The 19,967-nt window shown below is 48.1% G+C and carries 19 protein-coding genes and 7 pseudogenes; 15 read left to right on the forward strand and 11 right to left on the reverse strand.

The window, feature by feature from the left end:
- Positions 1 to 237 precede the first annotated feature (237 nt).
- The 5 genes from nuoH to AC1S5B_RS05245 all read left to right on the forward strand — a co-directional run bounded on the left by nuoH (position 238) and on the right by AC1S5B_RS05245 (position 4,100).
- Positions 238 to 1,356 (forward strand): NADH-quinone oxidoreductase subunit NuoH, encoded by a 1,119-nt coding sequence (gene nuoH / locus AC1S5B_RS05225; protein ID WP_482034645.1) that lies wholly within the window; start codon positions 238 to 240, stop codon positions 1,354 to 1,356.
- 93 nt (positions 1,357 to 1,449) lie between these two features.
- Positions 1,450 to 2,055, forward strand: a complete 606-nt coding sequence (gene ndhI / locus AC1S5B_RS05230) for an NAD(P)H-quinone oxidoreductase subunit I (protein ID WP_482036596.1) — start codon at positions 1,450 to 1,452, stop codon at positions 2,053 to 2,055.
- A gap of 31 nt (positions 2,056 to 2,086) precedes the next feature.
- A complete protein-coding gene (locus AC1S5B_RS05235) occupies positions 2,087 to 2,704 on the forward strand; it encodes an NADH-quinone oxidoreductase subunit J (RefSeq protein ID WP_482034646.1) in 618 nt (205 codons plus the stop codon).
- A 66-nt stretch (positions 2,705 to 2,770) separates the two neighbouring features.
- The gene (nuoK, locus tag AC1S5B_RS05240; RefSeq protein ID WP_482034647.1) at positions 2,771 to 3,076 is read left to right on the forward strand and encodes an NADH-quinone oxidoreductase subunit NuoK; all 306 of its coding nucleotides are present in this window, start codon (positions 2,771 to 2,773) and stop codon (positions 3,074 to 3,076) included.
- A 103-nt stretch (positions 3,077 to 3,179) separates the two neighbouring features.
- On the forward strand, positions 3,180 to 4,100 hold the full coding sequence (locus AC1S5B_RS05245; RefSeq protein ID WP_482034648.1) for an NAD(+) kinase: 921 nt from the start codon (positions 3,180 to 3,182) through the stop codon (positions 4,098 to 4,100).
- 157 nt (positions 4,101 to 4,257) lie between these two features.
- On the opposite strand, the gene AC1S5B_RS05250 is transcribed toward AC1S5B_RS05245, so the two are convergent.
- The 4 genes from AC1S5B_RS05250 to AC1S5B_RS05265 are packed head-to-tail and all read right to left on the reverse strand — an operon-like array spanning position 4,258 to position 5,964.
- Positions 4,258 to 4,734, reverse strand: coding sequence for an endonuclease domain-containing protein (locus AC1S5B_RS05250; RefSeq protein ID WP_482034649.1), 477 nt, complete (start codon positions 4,732 to 4,734; stop codon positions 4,258 to 4,260).
- A 55-nt stretch (positions 4,735 to 4,789) separates the two neighbouring features.
- On the reverse strand, positions 4,790 to 5,548 hold the full coding sequence (locus tag AC1S5B_RS05255; RefSeq protein WP_482034650.1) for an IS1 family transposase: 759 nt from the start codon (positions 5,546 to 5,548) through the stop codon (positions 4,790 to 4,792).
- A gap of 41 nt (positions 5,549 to 5,589) precedes the next feature.
- Positions 5,590 to 5,721, reverse strand: a complete 132-nt coding sequence (locus AC1S5B_RS05260; RefSeq protein WP_482034651.1) for a hypothetical protein — start codon at positions 5,719 to 5,721, stop codon at positions 5,590 to 5,592.
- 15 nt (positions 5,722 to 5,736) lie between these two features.
- A complete protein-coding gene (locus tag AC1S5B_RS05265) occupies positions 5,737 to 5,964 on the reverse strand; it encodes a hypothetical protein (protein WP_482034652.1) in 228 nt (75 codons plus the stop codon).
- A gap of 224 nt (positions 5,965 to 6,188) precedes the next feature.
- Between AC1S5B_RS05265 and AC1S5B_RS05270 the strand changes: the two are divergent.
- Both AC1S5B_RS05270 and AC1S5B_RS05275 read left to right on the forward strand, forming a co-directional pair.
- A pseudogene (locus AC1S5B_RS05270) lies at positions 6,189 to 6,950 on the forward strand (IS1 family transposase).
- Positions 6,916 to 7,059: a hypothetical protein gene (locus AC1S5B_RS05275; protein ID WP_482034653.1), complete on the forward strand. Its 144-nt coding sequence runs from the start codon at positions 6,916 to 6,918 to the stop codon at positions 7,057 to 7,059. Before AC1S5B_RS05270 ends, AC1S5B_RS05275 begins: the two are co-directional and overlap by 35 nt.
- On the opposite strand, the gene AC1S5B_RS05280 is transcribed toward AC1S5B_RS05275, so the two are convergent.
- A complete protein-coding gene (locus tag AC1S5B_RS05280) occupies positions 7,056 to 7,676 on the reverse strand; it encodes a DUF3854 domain-containing protein (protein ID WP_482036597.1) in 621 nt (206 codons plus the stop codon). The genes AC1S5B_RS05275 and AC1S5B_RS05280 overlap by 4 nt on opposite strands.
- A gap of 116 nt (positions 7,677 to 7,792) precedes the next feature.
- Here AC1S5B_RS05280 and AC1S5B_RS05285 point away from each other — a divergent pair, with 116 nt between their 5' ends.
- From AC1S5B_RS05285 to AC1S5B_RS05295, 3 genes are all read left to right on the forward strand, one after another.
- Positions 7,793 to 8,140 carry an Mce/MlaD family protein gene (locus AC1S5B_RS05285; protein ID WP_482034654.1) on the forward strand — a complete coding sequence of 116 codons (348 nt, stop codon included), beginning with the start codon at positions 7,793 to 7,795 and terminating at the stop codon, positions 8,138 to 8,140.
- A gap of 43 nt (positions 8,141 to 8,183) precedes the next feature.
- Positions 8,184 to 8,624: a hypothetical protein gene (locus tag AC1S5B_RS05290; protein ID WP_482034655.1), complete on the forward strand. Its 441-nt coding sequence runs from the start codon at positions 8,184 to 8,186 to the stop codon at positions 8,622 to 8,624.
- Positions 8,625 to 9,202: 578 nt separating this feature from the next.
- The gene (locus AC1S5B_RS05295) at positions 9,203 to 10,051 is read left to right on the forward strand and encodes a hypothetical protein (protein WP_482034656.1); all 849 of its coding nucleotides are present in this window, start codon (positions 9,203 to 9,205) and stop codon (positions 10,049 to 10,051) included.
- Positions 10,052 to 10,367: 316 nt separating this feature from the next.
- Here the strand turns inward: AC1S5B_RS05295 and AC1S5B_RS05300 are convergent, their stop codons facing one another.
- Positions 10,368 to 11,045: a Tn3 family transposase gene (locus AC1S5B_RS05300; RefSeq protein ID WP_482036598.1), complete on the reverse strand. Its 678-nt coding sequence runs from the start codon at positions 11,043 to 11,045 to the stop codon at positions 10,368 to 10,370.
- Between the two features lie 74 nt (positions 11,046 to 11,119).
- Between AC1S5B_RS05300 and AC1S5B_RS05305 the strand changes: the two are divergent.
- The 3 genes and pseudogenes from AC1S5B_RS05305 to istB (AC1S5B_RS05315) all read left to right on the forward strand — a co-directional run.
- Positions 11,120 to 11,368 (forward strand): annotated as a pseudogene (locus tag AC1S5B_RS05305) (IS1/IS1595 family N-terminal zinc-binding domain-containing protein); the annotation flags it as partial.
- A gap of 187 nt (positions 11,369 to 11,555) precedes the next feature.
- A pseudogene (locus tag AC1S5B_RS05310) lies at positions 11,556 to 13,261 on the forward strand (IS21 family transposase).
- Between the two features lie 12 nt (positions 13,262 to 13,273).
- On the forward strand, positions 13,274 to 13,867 hold the full coding sequence (gene istB / locus AC1S5B_RS05315; protein WP_482034657.1) for an IS21-like element helper ATPase IstB: 594 nt from the start codon (positions 13,274 to 13,276) through the stop codon (positions 13,865 to 13,867).
- Positions 13,868 to 14,430: 563 nt separating this feature from the next.
- Here istB (AC1S5B_RS05315) and istB (AC1S5B_RS05320) read toward each other — a convergent pair.
- From istB (AC1S5B_RS05320) to AC1S5B_RS05330, 3 genes are read right to left on the reverse strand one after another with little or no spacing between them, the layout of a single operon-like run.
- Positions 14,431 to 15,225, reverse strand: a complete 795-nt coding sequence (istB, locus tag AC1S5B_RS05320; RefSeq protein ID WP_482034658.1) for an IS21-like element helper ATPase IstB — start codon at positions 15,223 to 15,225, stop codon at positions 14,431 to 14,433.
- Positions 15,197 to 16,072, reverse strand: coding sequence for a Mu transposase domain-containing protein (locus AC1S5B_RS05325; protein WP_482034659.1), 876 nt, complete (start codon positions 16,070 to 16,072; stop codon positions 15,197 to 15,199). The genes istB (AC1S5B_RS05320) and AC1S5B_RS05325 overlap by 29 nt, the downstream gene beginning before the upstream one ends.
- Positions 16,051 to 16,788, reverse strand: coding sequence for a transposase (locus tag AC1S5B_RS05330; RefSeq protein ID WP_482034660.1), 738 nt, complete (start codon positions 16,786 to 16,788; stop codon positions 16,051 to 16,053). The genes AC1S5B_RS05325 and AC1S5B_RS05330 overlap by 22 nt, the downstream gene beginning before the upstream one ends.
- A 278-nt stretch (positions 16,789 to 17,066) precedes the next feature.
- Here AC1S5B_RS05330 and AC1S5B_RS05335 point away from each other — a divergent pair.
- A pseudogene (locus tag AC1S5B_RS05335) lies at positions 17,067 to 17,246 on the forward strand (transposase); the annotation flags it as partial.
- Here the strand turns inward: AC1S5B_RS05335 and AC1S5B_RS05340 are convergent.
- Positions 17,236 to 18,482: pseudogene (locus tag AC1S5B_RS05340) on the reverse strand (IS701 family transposase). The pseudogenes AC1S5B_RS05335 and AC1S5B_RS05340 sit on opposite strands and share 11 nt — an antisense overlap.
- 191 nt (positions 18,483 to 18,673) lie before the next feature.
- Here AC1S5B_RS05340 and AC1S5B_RS05345 point away from each other — a divergent pair.
- Positions 18,674 to 19,556: pseudogene (locus AC1S5B_RS05345) on the forward strand (IS630 family transposase).
- A gap of 15 nt (positions 19,557 to 19,571) precedes the next feature.
- Here the strand turns inward: AC1S5B_RS05345 and AC1S5B_RS05350 are convergent.
- Positions 19,572 to 19,841: pseudogene (locus AC1S5B_RS05350) on the reverse strand (recombinase family protein); the annotation flags it as partial.
- Between the last annotated feature and the right edge of the window lie 126 nt (positions 19,842 to 19,967).

The raw sequence follows: 19,967 nt of genomic DNA on the forward strand, positions 1-19,967 counted from the left end.
TATGCGAAGTGACGATTTTCAGGAACTCCAACCCCCCAGGTGCATCGCCTTGGGGGGTTTCTCTATGGGGCAAGGGGCGGGGGTTCTTACCCAAACACTTTCTGCAACCCGAAACCCGAAACCTTTCTCTCTCTCTCTCTCCAGCATTGAATTATTCCTATACTTTTCCGTTCTGATTCTAATCCTGTACGCTTTTACGAGAGTGTATACTAATAGCGCAAGAGTCCTGGTGAAGACATGGATCAAGGGATTGATTTACAGCAAACATTCATTCAGTCCTTGATGGACTTAGGACTGCCCGCTGGTGTGGCAAAAGCCGTTTGGATGCCATTGCCAATGTTGCTCATGATTATTGGGGCAACAGTCGGCGTTTTAGTATCGGTTTGGTTAGAGCGAAAAATTTCCGCTGCGGTTCAACAACGAGTGGGTCCAGAATTTATTGGTCCATTGGGTGTTCTTGCCCCGGTAGCAGACGGGCTTAAGCTGATTTTCAAAGAAGACACGGTGCCCGCCAAAGCAGATCCGCTGCTGTTTACTCTGGGTCCGGTTATTGTCGTGATTCCAGTATTCCTTTCCTATCTAATTGTCCCGTTTGGACAAAATCTGATTGTTACAAACGTCGGCATGGGCGTATTTGTTTGGATTGCACTCTCTAGTGTCGTGCCAATTGGATTGCTGATGTCGGGGTATGCTTCAAACAACAAATACTCTTTGTTAGGCGGACTGCGGGCGGCGGCTCAATCGATTAGCTATGAAATTCCGTTAGCGTTGGCGGTGATGGCGATCGTACTCATGTCCAACTCCCTCAGCACGATTGACATTGTGAATCAACAATCAGGCTACGGCATTTTAGGTTGGAACATTTGGCGACAGCCCATTGGGTTTGTCATCTTTTGGATTGCTGCCTTGGCAGAATGCGAACGGATTCCATTCGATTTACCAGAAGCAGAAGAAGAATTGGTTGCGGGATACCAAACTGAGTATTCAGGCATGAAATTTGCTTTATTCTATCTAGGTTCCTACGTGAACTTAGTACTTTCTGCCCTAATGGTTGCAATTCTCTATCTTGGCGGTTGGGAACTCCCCATTCCTACTTCCTTAATTGCAAACTGGCTTGGAATCAGCGAAACCAATGCTTGGCTAGAAATCATTGGCGCGTCCCTTGGCATCACAATGACGCTCCTAAAAGCTTACTTTTTAGTTTTTACAGCCATTTTGCTGCGTTGGACGGTGCCCCGTGTCCGGATTGATCAATTACTCGACTTAGGTTGGAAGTTTCTTCTACCCATTTCGTTGGTGAATCTATTGATTACTGCGGCGCTCAAAATCGCTTTTCCTGGGGCGTTTGGTGGCTAACAATGAGATTTGAGAGATTGCTAAGACCCTCTTGAAACTCACTGTTCAGCGTTCAATATCAACATTTGCAACTCCCTACTGGCAACGACCATGCTGAAATTTTTAAAGCAAGTTGGCGATTACGCAAAAGAGACTGTGCAAGCAGCGAAATATATTGGTCAGGGTTTAGCCGTTACGTTTGACCATATGCAGCGTCGCCCTGTCACTGTTCAATATCCCTATGAAAAGTTGATTCCCTCTGAGCGTTTTCGAGGGCGAATTCACTTTGAGTTTGATAAATGTATTTCTTGTGAGGTTTGCGTGCGAGTTTGCCCAATTAACCTCCCTGTGGTGGATTGGGAATTTAATTCGACTACCAAGAAAAAGCAACTCCGTCATTACAGTATTGATTTTGGGGTGTGCATTTTTTGCGGAAATTGCGTGGAGTATTGCCCCACTAATTGCCTTTCCATGACTGAAGAGTATGAGTTATCGACCTACGATCGCCATGAGCTAAATTACGACAACGTAGCACTGGGTCGCCTGCCTTATAAGGTGACGGACGATCCAATGGTGACCGCTCTACGGGAGTTTGCTTACTTACCTAAAGGCGTGATGAGTCCTCATGATTTGCCTGCAAATGCTCGTCGTGCGGGGCAGCGCCCAGAGGAGATTCTTGCACAAGACATAGCGCAAGAAGACACAGGGAACAAGGAATAGCTAAAAGCGAAATCTGAAGGAGATAGGGGCTGTGAATTTAGCGGAAGGGGTTCAGATTGTATCGTTTGGCTTGCTATCGGCAATGATGCTGGGGGCAGCTTTAGGTGTAGTTTTGCTGTCTAATGTAGTCTACTCAGCTTTTTTGCTGGCAGGAACTTTTATTAGTGCCGCAGGGCTTTACCTGTTGTTGAATGCAGACTTTGTGGCAATGGCGCAGGTCTTGGTTTATGTGGGCGCGGTGAATGTGTTAATTATTTTCGCCATTATGTTGGTGAATAAACGGGAAGACTTTACACCGATTCCTCAAGCTTGGATTCGCAAAGCCGCGACGGCGGTTGTCTGCATCGGGTTATTTGCGTTGTTAAGCACCATGGTGTTAGCAACTCCCTGGTCAATTTCTACGGCAGAGACGGTGCCGTCGGGTTCTATTGTGGTTATTGGCAAGCATTTCTTTACCGATTTCTTGCTGCCGTTTGAGTTGGCATCTGTGCTGCTGTTGATGGCGTTGATTGGCGCGATCGTTTTAGCACGCCGCGAGTTTCTCCCTGATCTTGAGGAGGCAGATTTGCAGCAAACGATGTTGACTTTGCCGGAACGTCCGCGCGAACTCACTCCTGCTGGCTCTAATCCTGGAAGTCAGTCCAAATAAGTAGACAAGGGATGAAAGGGACAGTGAGGAATTGTCCCAAAATTGTTTTTTGATTAACGAGGACTCATGCAACTTCAGTACTTTCTAATTGTTGCTGCTGCATTATTTTGCATTGGTATTTATGGGCTGATCAATAGCCGCAATGCAGTCCGGGTGTTGATGTCGGTTGAGCTAATGCTGAATGCAGTCAACCTTAATTTCATGGCATTCTCTGATTTCTTAGATCCGTTAGATGTCAAGGGACAGGTGTTTACGATATTTGTGATTGCGATCGCGGCGGCTGAGGCAGCTATTGGTTTGGCGATTGTGCTGGCAATTTATCGCAACCGCGACACCGTAGACATGGAACAGTTCAATCTGTTGAAGTGGTAGCGTTTTAATTTTTCAGGACAAGCAGTGTGGTGTGGTTCAATGTTGATTAGTCCTTGCCTGTAGACTGTCAACTAACCACTCACTGCTCTTAATTTTTGGAAACGTGCAACTCAAGCAGGTCATTATTGCCCATAAGTCTGGTGACCCAGTTAGTAAACGCTGGGCTGAAAAGTGCGCCCGTCAACTCGAAAACCGGGGTTGTCATGTGATGTTGGGTCCCACTGGGGCAAAAGATAACCCCTATCCCGTTTTTTTGGCATCTGCAACTCAGCCGATTGATTTAGCTGTGGTGTTGGGAGGCGATGGCGCTGCTCTAACGGCTGCACGCCATTTAGCAGCCGATCGCCTCCCAATTTTGGCAATTAATGCTGGCGGAAATTTAGGCTTTCTGACGGAGCCATTAGAAGACTTTGTAGAGTCTGAAGATGTATGGGATCGTTTATTGGGCGATCGCTATGCCGTTCAACAGCGCATGATGTTGCAAGCATCGGTGTTTGAAGGAAATCGCGTCGATCAAGAGGCAGTCAGCGATCGCTACCTCGCCCTCAACGAAATGTGCGTTAAACCTGCTTCCGCCGACCGAATGATTACCTCCATTTTGGAAATGGAAATCGATGGAGAAGTGGTGGATCAATATCAAGGGGATGGGCTGCTAATCGCCACCCCAACAGGTTCCACCTGCTACACTGTCGCTGCTAATGGACCAATTATTCATCCAGGTCTAGATTCCATTACGATCACGCCGATTTGTCCCCTGAGCCTTTCCAGTCGCCCCATCGTGATTCCGGCTGGCTGTGTTGTCAGCATTTGGCCCCTAGCCGACCTAGAGCTTTCCAACAAGCTTTGGATGGATGGTGTGTTAGCTACGTCTATTTGGCCGGGTCAGCGAGTTGATATTCGGATGGCAGACTTTCAAGCACGATTTATCGTCCTGCGCGAAAACTACTCCTATTACCAAACCCTGCAAGAAAAATTGCAATGGGCAGGGGCGCGAATTCGCTATAGCAACAATCACCGCAACTAATGGAAAGTAGTTCTAATGCAAATACGACAGGGTTTAACGGAAGCGCAAAAAGTAACTTTAAAAGCACTGGGTGCGATCAACGAAACGCAAACAATCCAATACTTTTCAAATACCACTGTATACAATTTTATTGTTTAAATTCTCTCAATTAAATAATCTAAATAGATGGTTCCGTGTAACAACCGTCGCCTACTTCTTGATGAAACAATCCATAAACTTCTTCAGCACAAGAGATTGGATCTTTGTAAATATCTGAACCTGTGAAACGAAAAACTCGATAGCCAACGGATTGTAAAACACGATCACGCTTTTTGTCTTTGGAAGCTTGTGCCTTTGTTTTCTCGTGAAAATCATGTCCATCACACTCAACTATAATGCTTGAGCGAAACTGAACACCTTTGTCGTTTCCTTGATCATCAGTCTCTATAATATCTTGTTCATATTCAATCAAGAAATCAACTCGATACTCTCCTATTTGCGATTGGGGCATAATCGTAACGGTTGGAGTATCTTCAATGTCAGGGTAATTCGCATCAGCACGGTAGAAATAATAGTGCGGGCGCTTGTTTTTATAGCCTGTCTTAATGTTAATTCCTTGCTCAACAGCAGATAAGACCAAGCCGTAATAGAACAAGGCTTCTATAGGACTCTCAGTCCATTCCGTTAGCGTGTAGACACTACATATTAAATCAGGATGGAGAAAAAGAAACCATCTGCTCCCGTCGCAATTGCTCTCGAATCTTTTGATTGTAGTGATGAATGAAATTCCAAATCGTTCCAATGTGATTCTCTAACTTCTTCGAGAACGATAAAGTTTGGCGCACTAAGCGTGAAATGCGTTGTCGTAACGTGTTATTCAACCGCTCAATATAGCTGGTTAACCCAGAATCCTTGTCTACTGCAAAATGTCGTTTGCTCGGTAGCACACAGGCATAGGCTTCCCAGTGGTCGGTGTAGATCCGGGCATATTGTCGATAGCGGCGCGGCAGGCTATCCCATAGGGCTTGCGCTGACTCGGCAGAACGATCACCGACATGACACCCAATGATTTCGCGGGTCGCTACATCCATTGCTAACCAAACCCATTGTTTATTGCCTTTGTCATCCACCAAAGACCACAACTCATCCATCTGAACCGTCAACCTTGCGGTTGTTTTGGGCAGCACCTCAGCTTGTTGGCGCACCTGCTCATAGGTCTGATTGACGTACTGTTGCAACCAACTTTCCGACAGCTTCAGGACTCTAGCAATCCCCGCTAAAGGAATCCGCTCTAGCAATAACCGATCAATTAGAGCCTTGGTATCTTGATCCTTGGGCTTCCACTGGGGATCTTCGACAAACTGACGACCACAGTCTCGGCATTTATGGTTTTGCTTGCCCCGGCGAGTTGTCCCGTTTTTCATGATGTCATCCGATCCACAATTCGGACAGATTAAGTATGGTTTCATGGTTGATCTCGGTTTACTTAAGCCGTTGGCTCTATTTTCCCTCACCCTTTACGAAAAAGCACTATCGCGGATAGGGCAAACAAGCCAAGAATGCCGTTATCCGCAAACTCTGCCAGAAAGCCCCCCACTGAAGTACCTAAGGCACCACTTATTCCGGCGATCGCTGCTACCACTGCAAAATAAAGTGGTTAATGACGTAGGGGCGCAACTCCCAACTGCAAATTATTGCACAGAGCGATCGCTGCCCAACTGCCGCCTGCCAGCAAGTGCAACAGTGGAAACCAGAGCCATAGCGAACCATCATTTGCGCCCGTGATCAGCCATGAAAACGGAAATAACGCGACCAGAATGCCATCGATCAGCAAAATTGGACGATCGCCAATCCGATCTGCCAATTTTCCCCATGCAATCAACATGATTACACGAGCGCCTGATTGCAAACTCGTGTAATTAGTCACCCAATGTAAGTCAAGTGCCAAAGTATCCAAGAGATCTGGGTACAGGACAAAAAAGTTAGGAGATGCAAAAGCTCATCTCCCAAGTTCTTGTAGGCAACCGCCGACGGTAATGTTTCAAACTTGTTGTTTTCGATAATAAAGATTACCTTGATAAAAGACTCAAAGATTGCGGAGACTCAAGCATGGTTTTAGAGCCGATTGACTGCCCTCAATGTGATGGAGTCGAAGTGATCAAACACGGCACCACTCCAGACGGCAAACAGCGCTATTTTTGTCAAAACACCCAGTGCCATCGGCGCCCCTTTATTTTGCGGTATGAGTATCAAGGATATGTGCCGGAAGTCAAGCAACAAATTAGCGATATGGCGATCAATGGTAGCGGCATCCGAGATACTGCCCGTGTGCTTCATATTAGTCCGACTACCGTGATTAAGGAGTTAAAAAAAGAGTGTCAACTCAAAGCGGTGAATGAAGCTAAACTCGCCCAACTAGAACCTACTCAAAGCATCGTCAAGCTCTGCTAGTGGGAGGATACAGAAGCAGAAGCCGATGAAATGTGGAGTTTTGTTGAGTCTAAAGCACAACAACGATGGCTGTGGCACGCCATTGACCATGCTAGTGGCACAGTATTGGCTTATGTCTTAGCATCGCATCAAGATGAGGCGTTTATCCAACTGAAAATCTTGTTAGAACCATTCGGGATTATGCAGTTTTACACCGATGGTTGGGGAGCTTATGAAAGACACCTCGATCCAAGTCTTCACACCGTTGGTAAACGTAATACTCAGAAGATTGAGCGCAAGCCTTTAACCTGACGGACTCGAATTAAAAGATTGGCTCGCAAAACCATTTGCTTTTCCAAGTCCGTTGTGATGCATGACATTGTGATTGGACTGTTCCTTAACCGTTATGAGTTTGGCTTCGACCGCTGCCACCTTAAATAGGGAAGGAAGGCACACCGATCCCCCATCGACGGGCTTACCATCCTTCAGCAGGCTAGACCCATGGCGATCGCCATCATTGACGAACACACCACCCCATCCCGCTGCCTAGTCACGGGCAACACTGGTGAGATGAGTCAGGGATAGCCACCGAAGCAATTGGATCATAAGCCCGATCGCCTTTGACTTGCCCGTACCCTTCCCACCATGTAGGGCAATAATCCCAGTCTTTGGAAGTTCCGCAGCCACTTCAACAAATTCGCGATCGCCAATATTCAGATCAGGTTTACGCCGTACCTCGGTCGCAAGTTGCCTAGCAACTGACCACTGAGCAAACGAAACGGCTTCAGAAAGAGCTTTCTCCCCTGCTTCAACGCCCTGATTGACGATCAAATCGTCTATACCTTTGCCTTGGGAAGAATCCCATTCTGCTACCGCAACTTGACAGCCCGCAGTCTGCAAAATCCAACCTAGGCGAGACAAAGCACGATTGACCTCAAGCACAGTCTTGGGCTTTAAGTCTTGGTCGAACGCTAATGTGATTTTTCGACCGGGAACGGCAAACCTTTTTAAGTCAGGGATTAATTCAGGTTTGAGCCTGCGAACTTTTTCGCCGCCGATTGTCTCGTTTTCTAATACCCCGCCACGAACACCGTAGAGCGCGATCGCAACGTAACCATGACTCAGCAAACACAGCGATTTTTGGCGTTGCTGATTTAAGAGATGAATTTCGTAGGGACGTTTTGCGAAGCGCCCCTACAGTAAGGGGCAACATTTTCAAATCATCCCCAGATTCAGCAACACCGGAAAAAGCAGCTAGCAAGGGCAAGTAAGGAGCGATCGCGATGGCAAACGAGATAAACCGGGCTATTCAAGCGCTGGCAGACATAACCTCGATGCAGGGAACGCAGATAAGTCAATTGCGGGAATCCATGCAGCAATCCAATCAGCAGTTGAGCGATCGCATTGACCAGATGGGAGAGCGCATCGAAAGGACAGTAGACAGGCTAGGCAACAAAATTGATGATTTAGCTGTACAGGTTGGAGCGCTAACCAGTGCGGTTGTTGATCAAAAGCGGTCTGTTGATGGCTTGATTGAAGAGAGCCGAAGTCATAATGAAGCGGCAAAAATTCAAGCTGAAAATGTCGCAAACCTGATTAAAGTTGTAGATCGACTGGCAATTAGAAACTAATAGAAATGCCCACTAGCAAAAGCACGTAAGGAGAAAGATCGCAATGGTACAAACAAAGCCACGATTCAGGAGTCTTGATGAGGCTTTTGAGAAGGTCAATGATCGAAGCAATGGCATTCCTGTGAATATCGCATTTGCATTGATTAAAATCCCTCATTGTGAAATGGCTGGGTGCGACGAAATCAAATTGGTGTTCGATCATCCAGAAACCCCGTATCACATCTATGTCGAAGATGGATACCCGGTTTTCCTGGAGGATGAGGATGAGGAAGATCGACCAAAATATCTTTCCTTTAATTTTTACTCTTGTGACTGGGAAGACCAAATTCTTACCTCAAGTTTTGAAGGGGAATATTTTTTTGCTACTGAAGAAGGGACGAGAAACTCTGAAGCGGAAATGGCTTTTTTGCTTCAGTTTTTGAATAAAGTCAGACGAACTCTTGGTTTCACCCCGATTCTTGAGATGAAGGAGCGATCTCGATGACAGATTTACTGTAAAAACTACAGCGACTCGCTAAGTAAAAACGTCCCAGAACTAAAACAAAAGTACTCTATTCCAACCCGCTAAGTGAAAACGTCCCCGAACTTTTTATCTACCGCAACGCACACCTACTGCCAGCTTCGAGAATCTATATATTTTACATTTTTCGAGCTATCCGATAAGATTTCGCTATCGTTGTTAGTAGCTTTTAAAAGCTAAAGGGCGACACCCCGCAAAAGGATCGCCCATCAGAAGACAAATTAATTTAATAACCACCTGACCTAATTACCTGATCAAGCTTTGGCGAGCCATCAAAAGTTAGGCAGATTTTGCAATGCAAGGACGAAGCCAGTGCACATTAAGATCTTAGCCCACAACAACGGCGATGACAACTTTTTTTCCGCCAAACCCTTACCTAGCCTAACTGATCTAGCAGATTGGATCTTCCTTTTTTTGAAGGTACAAGATTCTAAGGAGCAGGCAAAGCTACTAATCAGCCTGTGGCTTTCTACGAGGCTAAGCTGGCAAAATTTCCTAACTCTAATTACCCTCTCGCCCCAATCAGAGAGGGGAGGTAAAGCATGAGCTTGCCTCCCTTCTCACAACGATTTGAGCATGAATGCGTCTACGGCAGCGCGATCGCCCCTGAGTTGTTTAAAAGTGCGATCGCATTCATCCTTGATGAAGGGCGGTATGAGCCAAACTATTTTCTAGGGCAAACGGTATCTCACCAATGGCAAACCCAAAAAACCCATAGCTACGGCGCTCTAGCGGTTTTTATTCAAGAATTAGGTGAACCGTGGCAGGCGAAACCAGAGCTACCACGGTTCGATCAGGCAAAAAATAAACCCATTAAATACGAAGCGATCAAAGGAAATGGGTCGCGAGCTTTTCTTCCAGCAATCCCCCTTAAGACTTGGAAACGAATTTCACAGAAACATCAAATTCCACTGGAGGCACCGTGGCAAGAGGTTTTGGCAAGCCAAAAAACAGCGACCCGGCAAGCATCCGAAGAAAATTTGTCCATCGATGGCAGCGACTTCAACAGTACTTTGGAGAGCAGCGACCTTATAAGATCGAACTCTCAGGATGCCCTACCAGCAACCTTTAAGGGATTTGCACCCAACTCAAAGATAAATATCCGCTTTTCTGCTTTGAGGTCTTTGAGCGAATTGAAGGGGTTAAGCTCCGAGGAATTGAAGTCAGCACTCGAATCGGCTCCAGACTGGCTGAAAGTTCCTGATTTCTGGAAATTTATAGAAGCCCATCCAGAAATCCCAATTATCCCTACTGAGGGCGGTAAAAAATCGGGTGTTGCTGAATCTGGGGATGATTTGAAAATGTTGCCCCTTACTGTAGGGGCGCTTCGCAAAACGTCCCTACGAAATTCATCTCTTAAATCAGCAACGCCCTTTTTCCACCTTATCTAAATATTCATTCAGAGCCTTTTCAACTACCTCAGACATAGTTATCCCGTCGCGAACCGATTGAAGTTTCAGCCGTGTTTTTAGATCGTCGGGGATGTCTACTTGCAGTCTCATTGCTTCGTTTTTCGATTCTTCCATAAATACTATCTCACGTTCTAAGAATAGTGATCATTATCGTAGTAATACTAGCATTACTATTAAAAGTCATGTTAGTATCCATTGCAATGCATGACGGGGTAGTTTTATGAATGGAACAAAAAACAACGCAAAGGCTATAACCCTTGCAGCGCAAGGGTTATAGCCTTTGATTTTGACCATTTTACAAAGGTCTTAATGGTCGTAACCCTTGCCTACTCTGGTTTTCAGCAAGATTAAAGCGATATTTTCCATAGGGGTTGATATGCTCAAACCGAGCTGGAGACAAATGAGCAATATCTTCTTCATTGATCTCATAGCCCGCCTGCTTGAGATAATCCAATGCCGCAGCGATATAGATCGTATTCCAGATAATCACCGCATTAGTCATTAAGGTTAAACAGTCCGATTGATGATCGAGGTCTTCTGGTTGCCGCTTTCGCAGTTCACCCTGACGAGCAAACAGCAGAAAGCGTCGGAGTGCATGGATCGATTCGCCTCGATTCAACTGCCGGTTAATGCGCCTTCGATAATCTTCCTGGTTGAGATAGCGCAGAATGAAAAGCGTTTTGACTAACCGACCATATTCTTGCAGAGCTTGCAGTAACTGATTAGATTCTGGGAAAGATCGTAACTTGCCGATAAACAAGGAAGCTGTCACCCAACCCCGTTTGAGAGACCCTGCCACTCGCAGCATTTCATCCCAATAGTCAATGATAAGTTGACGATTAATCCGTCCCTTGAACAAGGGTTTGAGGGCAGCGTCAGGTAATTGTCGTTTGATGCGGTAGAGTTGCTGGGTGCCGACATCGCGAATGCGAGGAGAAAAGGATAACCCTAATAGATCAAACAAGGCAAAGATGAGTTCGGTGGGTAGTGGACTAGACCTGTGGAAATGAGAGAAACTAAAAAGGTCGTTTGCCTAAAGTTTCTGCCATGGGACTTGAACCCGTTGTTTGTCCAAGTTGTGGAAGTAGTGATGTCGTCAAGCATGGTCAATCGGGTGAAGGCAAGCAACGCTACAAATGTCGCAACTCCCAATGTTCTCGCTCTACTTTTATTCGCGACTATCGGTATCGTGGATACCTACCAGAGGTGAAACGGCAAATTGCAGATATGGCAGTCAACGGGAGTGGGATACGAGATACTGCGCGTGTTCTCAAGATTAGCCGCACGACGGTGATTATCAGACGACAATAAGCATGGCGGGTAAATGACAGGTACTTGGCGGGTGAGAACAGCATTTCAAACTGCCAATTGTTAGTCAAATTGATGCGTCAAATCAAGCAATGAAAAAGACACTGGAGGATCACCCATGCGGGAGCCTCTCCAATGCCTGTAATGAATTGAAATAAATCAAGTCAGAGTGTACATGAAATCACGAGCAGTTTGGCTTAACCCAAGCCGAGTCTGCTGCTGTGGCTGGCTTTTCAGAACGCAGTGGACAACGAATTGAAGGGGGCGACTACCAGCCGAATCGGGGCAAAGCGCGGGGATGGCGAACCTGTGCTGACCCATTAGCCGAAGTGTGGAGAGCGAACTGGAACCGATGCTCAGAGGAGCGCCCGCACTCAAGCCGATGACGTTGTATGAGTACTTGCAAGCGAAGTACCCTGGCAAATATGGGCAAGTCTTGCGACGCTCCAACGGCGAGTGGCAACCTGGAAAGCGTTGTACGGACCCGCGCCAGAGGTGATGTTCGAGTTACGGCATGAACCCGGAATGATGGGTTTTTCTGACTTCACCGAGTTAAAAGGAGTCGAGATCACCCTGAACGGAAAAGTGTTTGAACACTTGATCTATCACTATCGCTTAGGGTACAGCGGCTGGCAGTACGCCCAAATCATCCAGGGTGGCGAGAGCTTTATTGCCCTGTCCGAAGGGTTGCAAAATGCCCTGTTTGCTTGTGGGGGTACGCCGAAACAGCATCGGACTGATAGTTTGAGTGCGGCGTACCGGAACTTGGGCGGCGTTCGCAACAAGCCCTTAACCCGATTATATGACGACCTCTGCCATCACCACCGGATGCAACCGACCCGCAACAACACCAGCATTGCCCACGAAAACGGTTCGTACGCCTTCGGCGGAGCGAAGCTCTATGAGTCTCCACACGGACACTTGAAAAACCGGATTAAGCAAGCCCTGCTGCTGCGTGGCAGTTGTGAGTTCAGCAGCATTGCCGAATATCAAGGGTTGATCAATCAAGCGGTGGATGGACTCAATGCCCAGCACAGCGAGAAGATTACAGCGGAGAAACTCGATCCGCAACCACTCCCCAAAGGACGCGTCGCAGACTATGAAGTCCTGACGGCAAAGGTGAGTTGTCACAGCACGATTGATGTGCGCTGCGTGTTGTACACGGTGCCTGCCCGCTTGATCGGACGGCAACTGGAACTGCATCTGTATCACGACCGGATTGTGGGGTATCTGCACCAACAGCAGGCGGTTGAGCTACCCCGCCTCCGACCCGATGGCAAGGGCAAACGTCGTGCCCGCTGTATCAACTACCGCCATGTCGTTGAAGGACTGCGGCGCAAACCCCGCGCCTTCTTGTATTGCACCTGGCAGCAGGACTTACTCCCCGATGAGCAATGGCAAGGATTGTGGCACCAGATAAAAGCACAATTTGAGCTGAACCCGGCGGCACTTTTGATAGTTGAAAGCTTATACATTGCGGCGACCCAAAACCTGCAATCGCAGGTTGCAGACTATCTCCACACTCAATTGGCGCAAAAGACCCTGACCCTTGCTAGTCTCCAACAGCACTTTGGCTTACTCCCCCCGATGCAGGTGCCAGCGCTTGCTCCACCCCAACAGGATTCTTCTCCTATGACCAACTCTTGCCCCCCCCCCGCACCAGACCAGCCCTTACCAGAGCTTGAGCCTGCACCTCAAACGGTTACACCTCTCCCACATGCTGACCCATTGGGAAACCCTCGAAGCCAAAGCGATGCAGGAGGGCTGGTCTTACGCGCAGTTCTTGCTAGCTCTGTGCGAATTAGAGGCACAACGGCGTTGGAGTGCCAGACTTCAACGGGCATTGAGCGTTCGCGTAGCGTGTGCGTAGCGTGTGCGTAGCACTCAGCCCAATTGCCCAACGCCAAAACCCTTGCCAATTTTGACTTTGCTCATTGCCCCAAACTCAATGCTGCACCCTTAATGCAACTGGCAGACGATGCAACCTGGCTGGAACGGGCGGAAAACGTGTTGCTCTTCGGTGCCAGTGGTGTCGGCAAAACTCATCTAGCAGCAGCGGTTGCCCGACGCATTGTCGAGTGGGGTAAACGGTCTAAGTTCTACTCTGCCATTGCCCTGGTGCAGCAGTTACAGCAGGCAAAGTTGCAGTTGCAATTGCAGAGTGCGCTCAAAAAGCTTGACCGCTTTGATCTACTGATACTCGATGACTTGGGCTATGTCAAAAAGTCAGAAGCCGAAACGAGTGTGCTGTTTGAGTTAATCGCTCATCGTTACGAGCGCAGGAGTCTGCTGATTACTGCCAATCAGCCCTTTAGCCAATGGGATGCGATTTTTAGTGACTCGATGATGACCGTCGCAGCGGTTGACCGTTTAGTGCATCATGCTTTGATTGTGGACATTCAAGCCGACAGTTACCGCAAACAATCGGCAACCGCAAAGTCGGCAAAAGCTGCAACCGCAGCACTCCAGCCTCAGCCCGTCTCCTGATCCTAGTTGTCATTCTGATCTCAATTGTCACTTTGATCCTGATCGTCATTTCGATCCTGGTTATCACCCTACAGCGATTGTTTCTTTCTACGGGTCTCTGCATTGCTAACTTGATGCAGCTTTAGTCGAATGTTGGTTTTTATCTTTGCTTATTTGTAGTGCTCGATGAAGTTCTTGCGATCCTATGCACCCGTCAAGTAGTTGTCATTTCCTGGCAAGATGCTTGACATTTGATAGCAAAGCAACTAGGTATCGGACGATCAACGGTGTACCTGATTCTCAAAGAGTTTTAGCATACGTTTTCTCTCTCCCAAATATGTTGATCTAAATGTATGCCTGAAAAGCTTGTAGGGAAAGGCTTTCAAGCGAAACCGTAACTTTTGCTGTATTTTCAGGTTCCACTGAATTTCTACTAACTTCGGCACCCTATTCTCACCCAACTTCGGCAGGGTAATTTCATCAACTTCGGCAGGTGTGAATTTATCACCTTAATCGTGTGTGAGATCGCATCCAAGTAACCGTCAATGACACAAATCGAAATAAGATTTTTGCGTGAGATCGCATCAAGCACTCTCCAACTGAGGTGCAATTTTGCTGGTAAGCTTTCGCATTGATTCCCCCTTGAGCACCAGTCGCAGAGAGTCATGGACAATGCGGTCGAGAATCGCGTCCGCTAAGGTTGGGTCTTGAATCTGCTGATGCCATTGATTGACCGGAATCTGAGTGGCAAATAGAGATGATGCTTTGCGATACCGTAGATCGAGCAGGTCCAGCAAGTCACGGGCATCTTGAGGCAGGAGTGGGTCGCGCAGCCAATCATCAAAAATCAGCACACCCAAACTGGCGAGTTGACGTTGGAGTTTCGGGAATGAGCCATCGGCTTTAGCAAGTTTGAATTCCAGTAGCAGATCGGCACTCCGCAAATAGCGCACGGTATGCCCCAAGGTGCAACAACCGTTTGCTAAGACGCAAGAGAGGAAGGTTTTGCCCATGCCTGTCTTGCAGCCGACCACGACTAGGTTCAGATGCTCTTGCACCCATTGTCCCTGTGCAAGTTCGAGGAACTTGGATTTAACCAGACCACGCGGAACTGAAAAATCAATATCAGCAACTGAGGCGGTAGTGGAGAGTTGGGCTTGCTTGAGGCGGCGTTGGAGACGTTGTTGAAAGCGCCGATAATGTTCTCGCTCAACCAGCAATGAGAAGCGTTCATCAAAGCTCAGTTCGTGATACGTGGCGCTGGTGTGTTGTTCGCTCCAGGCCTCGAGCATCCCGCTCAGGCGGAGCGCTGTGAGTTGTTCAACGGTCGATGGATTCATGTGGGCGACCTTAGCAATAGTATTGGGAACCTCGGACATTGGCGTGTTGATTGACTTCAGACAGGGGTGCCGATTCTGGCAACGGGGCCGTTTCGAGTTGAGTTTCGAGGATGTTGCGAATCCGGCGCAACCCCACGAGTCCCAGAGTATTGGCTCGTCGGCACGCGGCTTCGAGTCGGGTTGAGTCAAAGCGTCCAACTAATCGTTGAATGCCTTTGAGGGCGCGAAAGGCTTGTTCAGGGTGAGCTTTGGACTCGAAGATGGCTTGCACTTGAACGAGCGTGGCAGGACCGATGCCCTCTGCCCAGGCGAGAAATCGCTCCTTTGACTGCCCTTTGTAAGCTAAATGCTCCGGTGGCATGTGCTCAGGCACCGTCGTATGCCGATAACGCACCCGAGAGCGCTCATGAGCGGCAACCCGTTGGTGTTGGTGAAAAACCTCAACCAACTGCTCACTCGTTTTGACTTGAACTGCCTGACCCACCAGCGTGTAGGGGACGGAGTAATAATGTCCCTCCACTTCAATGTGGTAATCCAGATCGACCTTGGCGCTTTTCCACTGTCCAAATACAAACGGTTGAGTCGGTAGGGGCTTGAGGGCGCTTTGGTCCACTTGCTCAAATAGTCCTCGCCGGGATACTCCATAGCCATGCATCACGCGCTCATTGAGTCGCTCCAATCGCTCTCGAATCGCCGCATTGAGCGCACTGAAACTGGTGAATTGTTCATGCCGCAGCGGGGCGAGGATTTGCCGTTCCACTTCCTGCACCGCCTTTTCCACCTTGCTTTTATCGCGTGGTTTCTTGGGATGCGCAGGCAGGATCGCCACGTCATAATGTTCGGCAAACTCTTGGTAACTGCGGCTCACTCTGGCTCGTAGCGACATGGGTCGGTGACTCCTGACTTGAGATTGTCCGGCACGATGCACTCTGGCACTCCGCCAAAGAAGGATAGGGCACGCTCATGCGCCCCTATCCAGTGCGTCAATTCCTGCGTTGGAGTCGCTTCCGCATACGTATAGTTGCTCGCTCCCAGACACCCCACAAAAATCTGAGCCTCAACCACTTCCCGGGTCTGGGGATGAGTCACCCGCACGCTCAACCCACAATAGTCCACAAATAGCTTCTCGCCCCCCTTGTACACCTGGCGCAAACTCAACTTCTGACGCAGCCGCCACTGGTTATAACGCCGACAAAAGGTGCCATAGCTCATTTGCCACTGTCCTTTGTCTAACCCTTCCTGCCACAGCAGGGCGAGCGTCACCCCTTTGCGTCCTAGTTCCACCGCAAGGGGGGCAAAGTCAATCGCCTCTCCCTCCCGACTCGCTTTACGTTTGCCTTTACCCAGCAGGTCTTTGACTTCGCTGTCACCCAAGTGTCTGAGTTGCTCGTAGCTCAGGTTTTTTGCCGTCGCTCGTCGAATGTAGTCTTGCACCGTAGAGCGAGCAACTGCACAGCTTTGGGCAATTGCACATTGGCTGTGACCCAACTCATGCAACCGCAAGATTTCTCGAAATTTTGCCATTCGCAGTAATCCTCCTTGTCCGTTTGTCTTGCCCATCTTCCACACTCCTGATTGACTGAACCAGTGCAGTGTAGTCATGGGTGCCGAAGTTGAGTGAGAATTACCTGCCGAAGTTAACTGAATTTTGGGTGCCGAAATTTGTGAGATTTGAGTGCCGAAGTTAACTGAGAATCACCTGCCGAAGTTTGTGAAAATTTGCAACTTTCTGTTCAAATGCGCACGCGGGTCCAAGGTGAACTCCACAGCGACGTTTGAACGCTCCCGGTTTAAGTTGGCTAAGTTGCTCGTAGGTCATAATTCCTCCTCTTTGACCTTGTTCTAGCTGCTTACCTACATTTACGCAAGAGGTCTAGTCTGCCATCAGTCCTTGGCGACTGGCCCTGATTTGTGTGCTGCAATTTCTAGAAGATTTAACGGATCGTCAGGCGGCAGAAGCGGTTCGCAGTCGGATTGATTGGAAGTATTTGTCTAGTCTGGATTTGGGTGATCGAGGGTTTGACTTTTCGGTATCCCTCATTAGTCACTTTAAGCAGAGGAAAAGATAAGTTGTAAATTTAGCCGATGCACCAGTGGACAGATAAACTCATTCATCTTCTGCGTGAGTTGTTCAAACCCTAACTGGAGTGATGCAATGGGAAAAACCGTCAACCACTGTTTAAGCCAGTTAAAACAAACTAAAGGTTGAATGACTAAACGTAGGTTGTTTAATAAATTCTTCCAACCGCTTTGGTTATCCCACCAAGGATGCCCTGTAAATCGTTGATGGGCGAGGGGGCATGAGTCATTGAACGGGTCGGCAAACAAACTGACCATGAGGAATGCACTCATCACTATCTCCCACCACTTCTCAATTTGCTCATAGCTTGTCATGCGAAAGTCTGCCCAACCGAGTGCGTCTTTGGCTTGTTTGAGTCCATACTCAATCCAGGTTCTAAAGCCGTAGTGGTCTCCAATTTCTTTGAGTTTGATGTCTGGGGCACAGACCATCACAAAGGAAGTGGAATTGTCTGGCAAGGTGTCACGGTCAGTGGTCAAAAGCCAATACTGCTTGCGGTGCCGTTTGCCGTAAATCACCTCTGCCATGTAGCGCACTTCGGTGGTGCCATTGCTAAAGGTGCGTTCAAACGGTTGCCACGGCTCCTGATACACCTCCTGCTCTTGCGGTAACCACAGAGCGTGGTTGCTACGAATCGCCAGAATGTAGGGCAGTTTCAACTCATCAAGCACATGGACAAAGTTCACCTTGCTTTCTCCGTACAAGCTATCGGCAAGCACCAACTCAAAGTGAAATCCCAGGGCTTGCAGGTCTCGAATCATCCTTGCGGCAATTTGCGGTTTACTGGAGTACTCCTCTCCTTCTTTTTGAGTCGTTCTCGGGGTTTATACACCTCAAAGCTTAACGGCAAAATCATGCCATCCACTAATCCATAAGCCGTGACAGCCACGATGCCATTTTCCTTTTTACCGACGTTGCCAATGTATTGCCGTTTGACGTAATCAGTGCTTTTTCCCTTCTTGCAATCTCCGGTTTCATCAATCAGTAATATCAATGAGCGACCACCCAGCACCTTGAGGGTTAACTCCAGTCGTTTCTGGCGTAGCTGCTGCACCTGCCAGGATAATTCCGTCAGCAAGTGATGCATGTTTTGTTGATTGTCTAAGCCCACTGCTTTGGCAATGGCGGGTAAGGATTTGCGTTTAATCTCGCTAACCATCCCCAAGTGCAACAGTTTGAAGGCTTCAGCTTTGCACTTCTGGGAATAATCCCTCATACAGTTGGCAGTATTCATCTACAAAGCGAATCGTCGGTCGAGCGGTTCTAGAGGCAGGCATGGATCATTTAATCTGGATAACCTTAACCCTATTCTAGATAATTTCTACTCAGAGTGACGGTCAGGGGTATAGCCCTAAACATTTATATTAGGACTTATACTAGAGGAAAGAAACCCATCAAGCAATATCAATGCCTGCCCCCTATAGTGAAGACCTACGCCAAAAAGCAACTGCTGCGGTTGAGCGTGGAGTCCGCAAAAGCGAAGTGAGCCGAATGCTGAACATCAGCCGCAACACGCTCGACCTGTGGTGGAAGCGACAGGAACAAACTGGACCTGCCAAGCTATTACCCATTATCAGCGGGGAAATAGACATAAAATCACGGACTGGCAACGGTTTCTTGTGAGTTTGCCCAAGCCCATGGAGGCAAGACTCAAGGGGAGATGGCGAAGTTATGGGGCGAAGGGGTCACGCAGACAACATCAGTCACGCGCTGCGAAAACTGGGTTTGAGTCGAAAAAAAAGACGTACGGCTACCGAGAGCGCGATGAGCAGAAGCGTCAAGCCTTTCAAGAGCAGTTGAAGACAAGGTCTGTCACTGGGTTGGTGTATGTGGATGAAGCAGGCATTGATAACCGAGAGGAGTATCCCTATGGCTACTGCGAGGTGGGTCAACGCTTTTGTGCCCTCAAGGCGGGCAAACGTACCGAACCAGTCAGTTGGATTGCCGCTTTGTGCGAGGGAAACCTGATTGCGCCTTTGACCTTTGAAGGGTCTTGCAACCGAGACTTGTTCGAGATGTGGTTAGAGCACTGCCTCCTGCCTCAATTGCAACCCGGGAATGCGATTGTGATTGACAATGCCAGTTTTCACCGCTCTCAATACATCAATGAAATTGTGGCAAAGGCAGGATGTGAACTCTGGTATCTTCCCGCCATTCTCCTGACTTGAACAAGATTGAGCGATGGTGGTTTGTGCTCAAAAATTGGATGCGGCAACGATGGGATGAGTTTGACACCTTTCGTGAGTGTGTCGATGCCGCGTTTAAGTGTTGTCCTAACGTATATGCGTAGTGCTATACTCTCTTGCAATGAACGAAACCCAATTTGCCGACGCTCTAAATCCTCTACCAGCGCAATCAAATCTTTGAGCGATCGCCCCAATCGATCAAGTCGCCATAAGACCAGAGTGTCTCCCGGTCTCACATAATTGAGTGCTTGCCGCAAACCAGGGCGATCGGCTTTCACCCCACTCATTCTGTCGGAAAAGATTTTGTCACACCCCGCCCCTTGCAACGCATCATTTTGCAGTGCCAGATTTTGGTCATCTGTCGAAACTCTCTCATACCCGATCAGCATGGTCAGAAGTTCTAATGTGCTGCAACTGTATCAGAACTCGTTGAACCTGCCCTGTTTTGATACATAGATTCATTGACAAGTTGTTTTACAGGGTATGGAGGCTGAAACGCACCTTTGCCCTGACAA

The organism is Leptolyngbya sp. CALU 1928 (assembly GCF_056784215.1).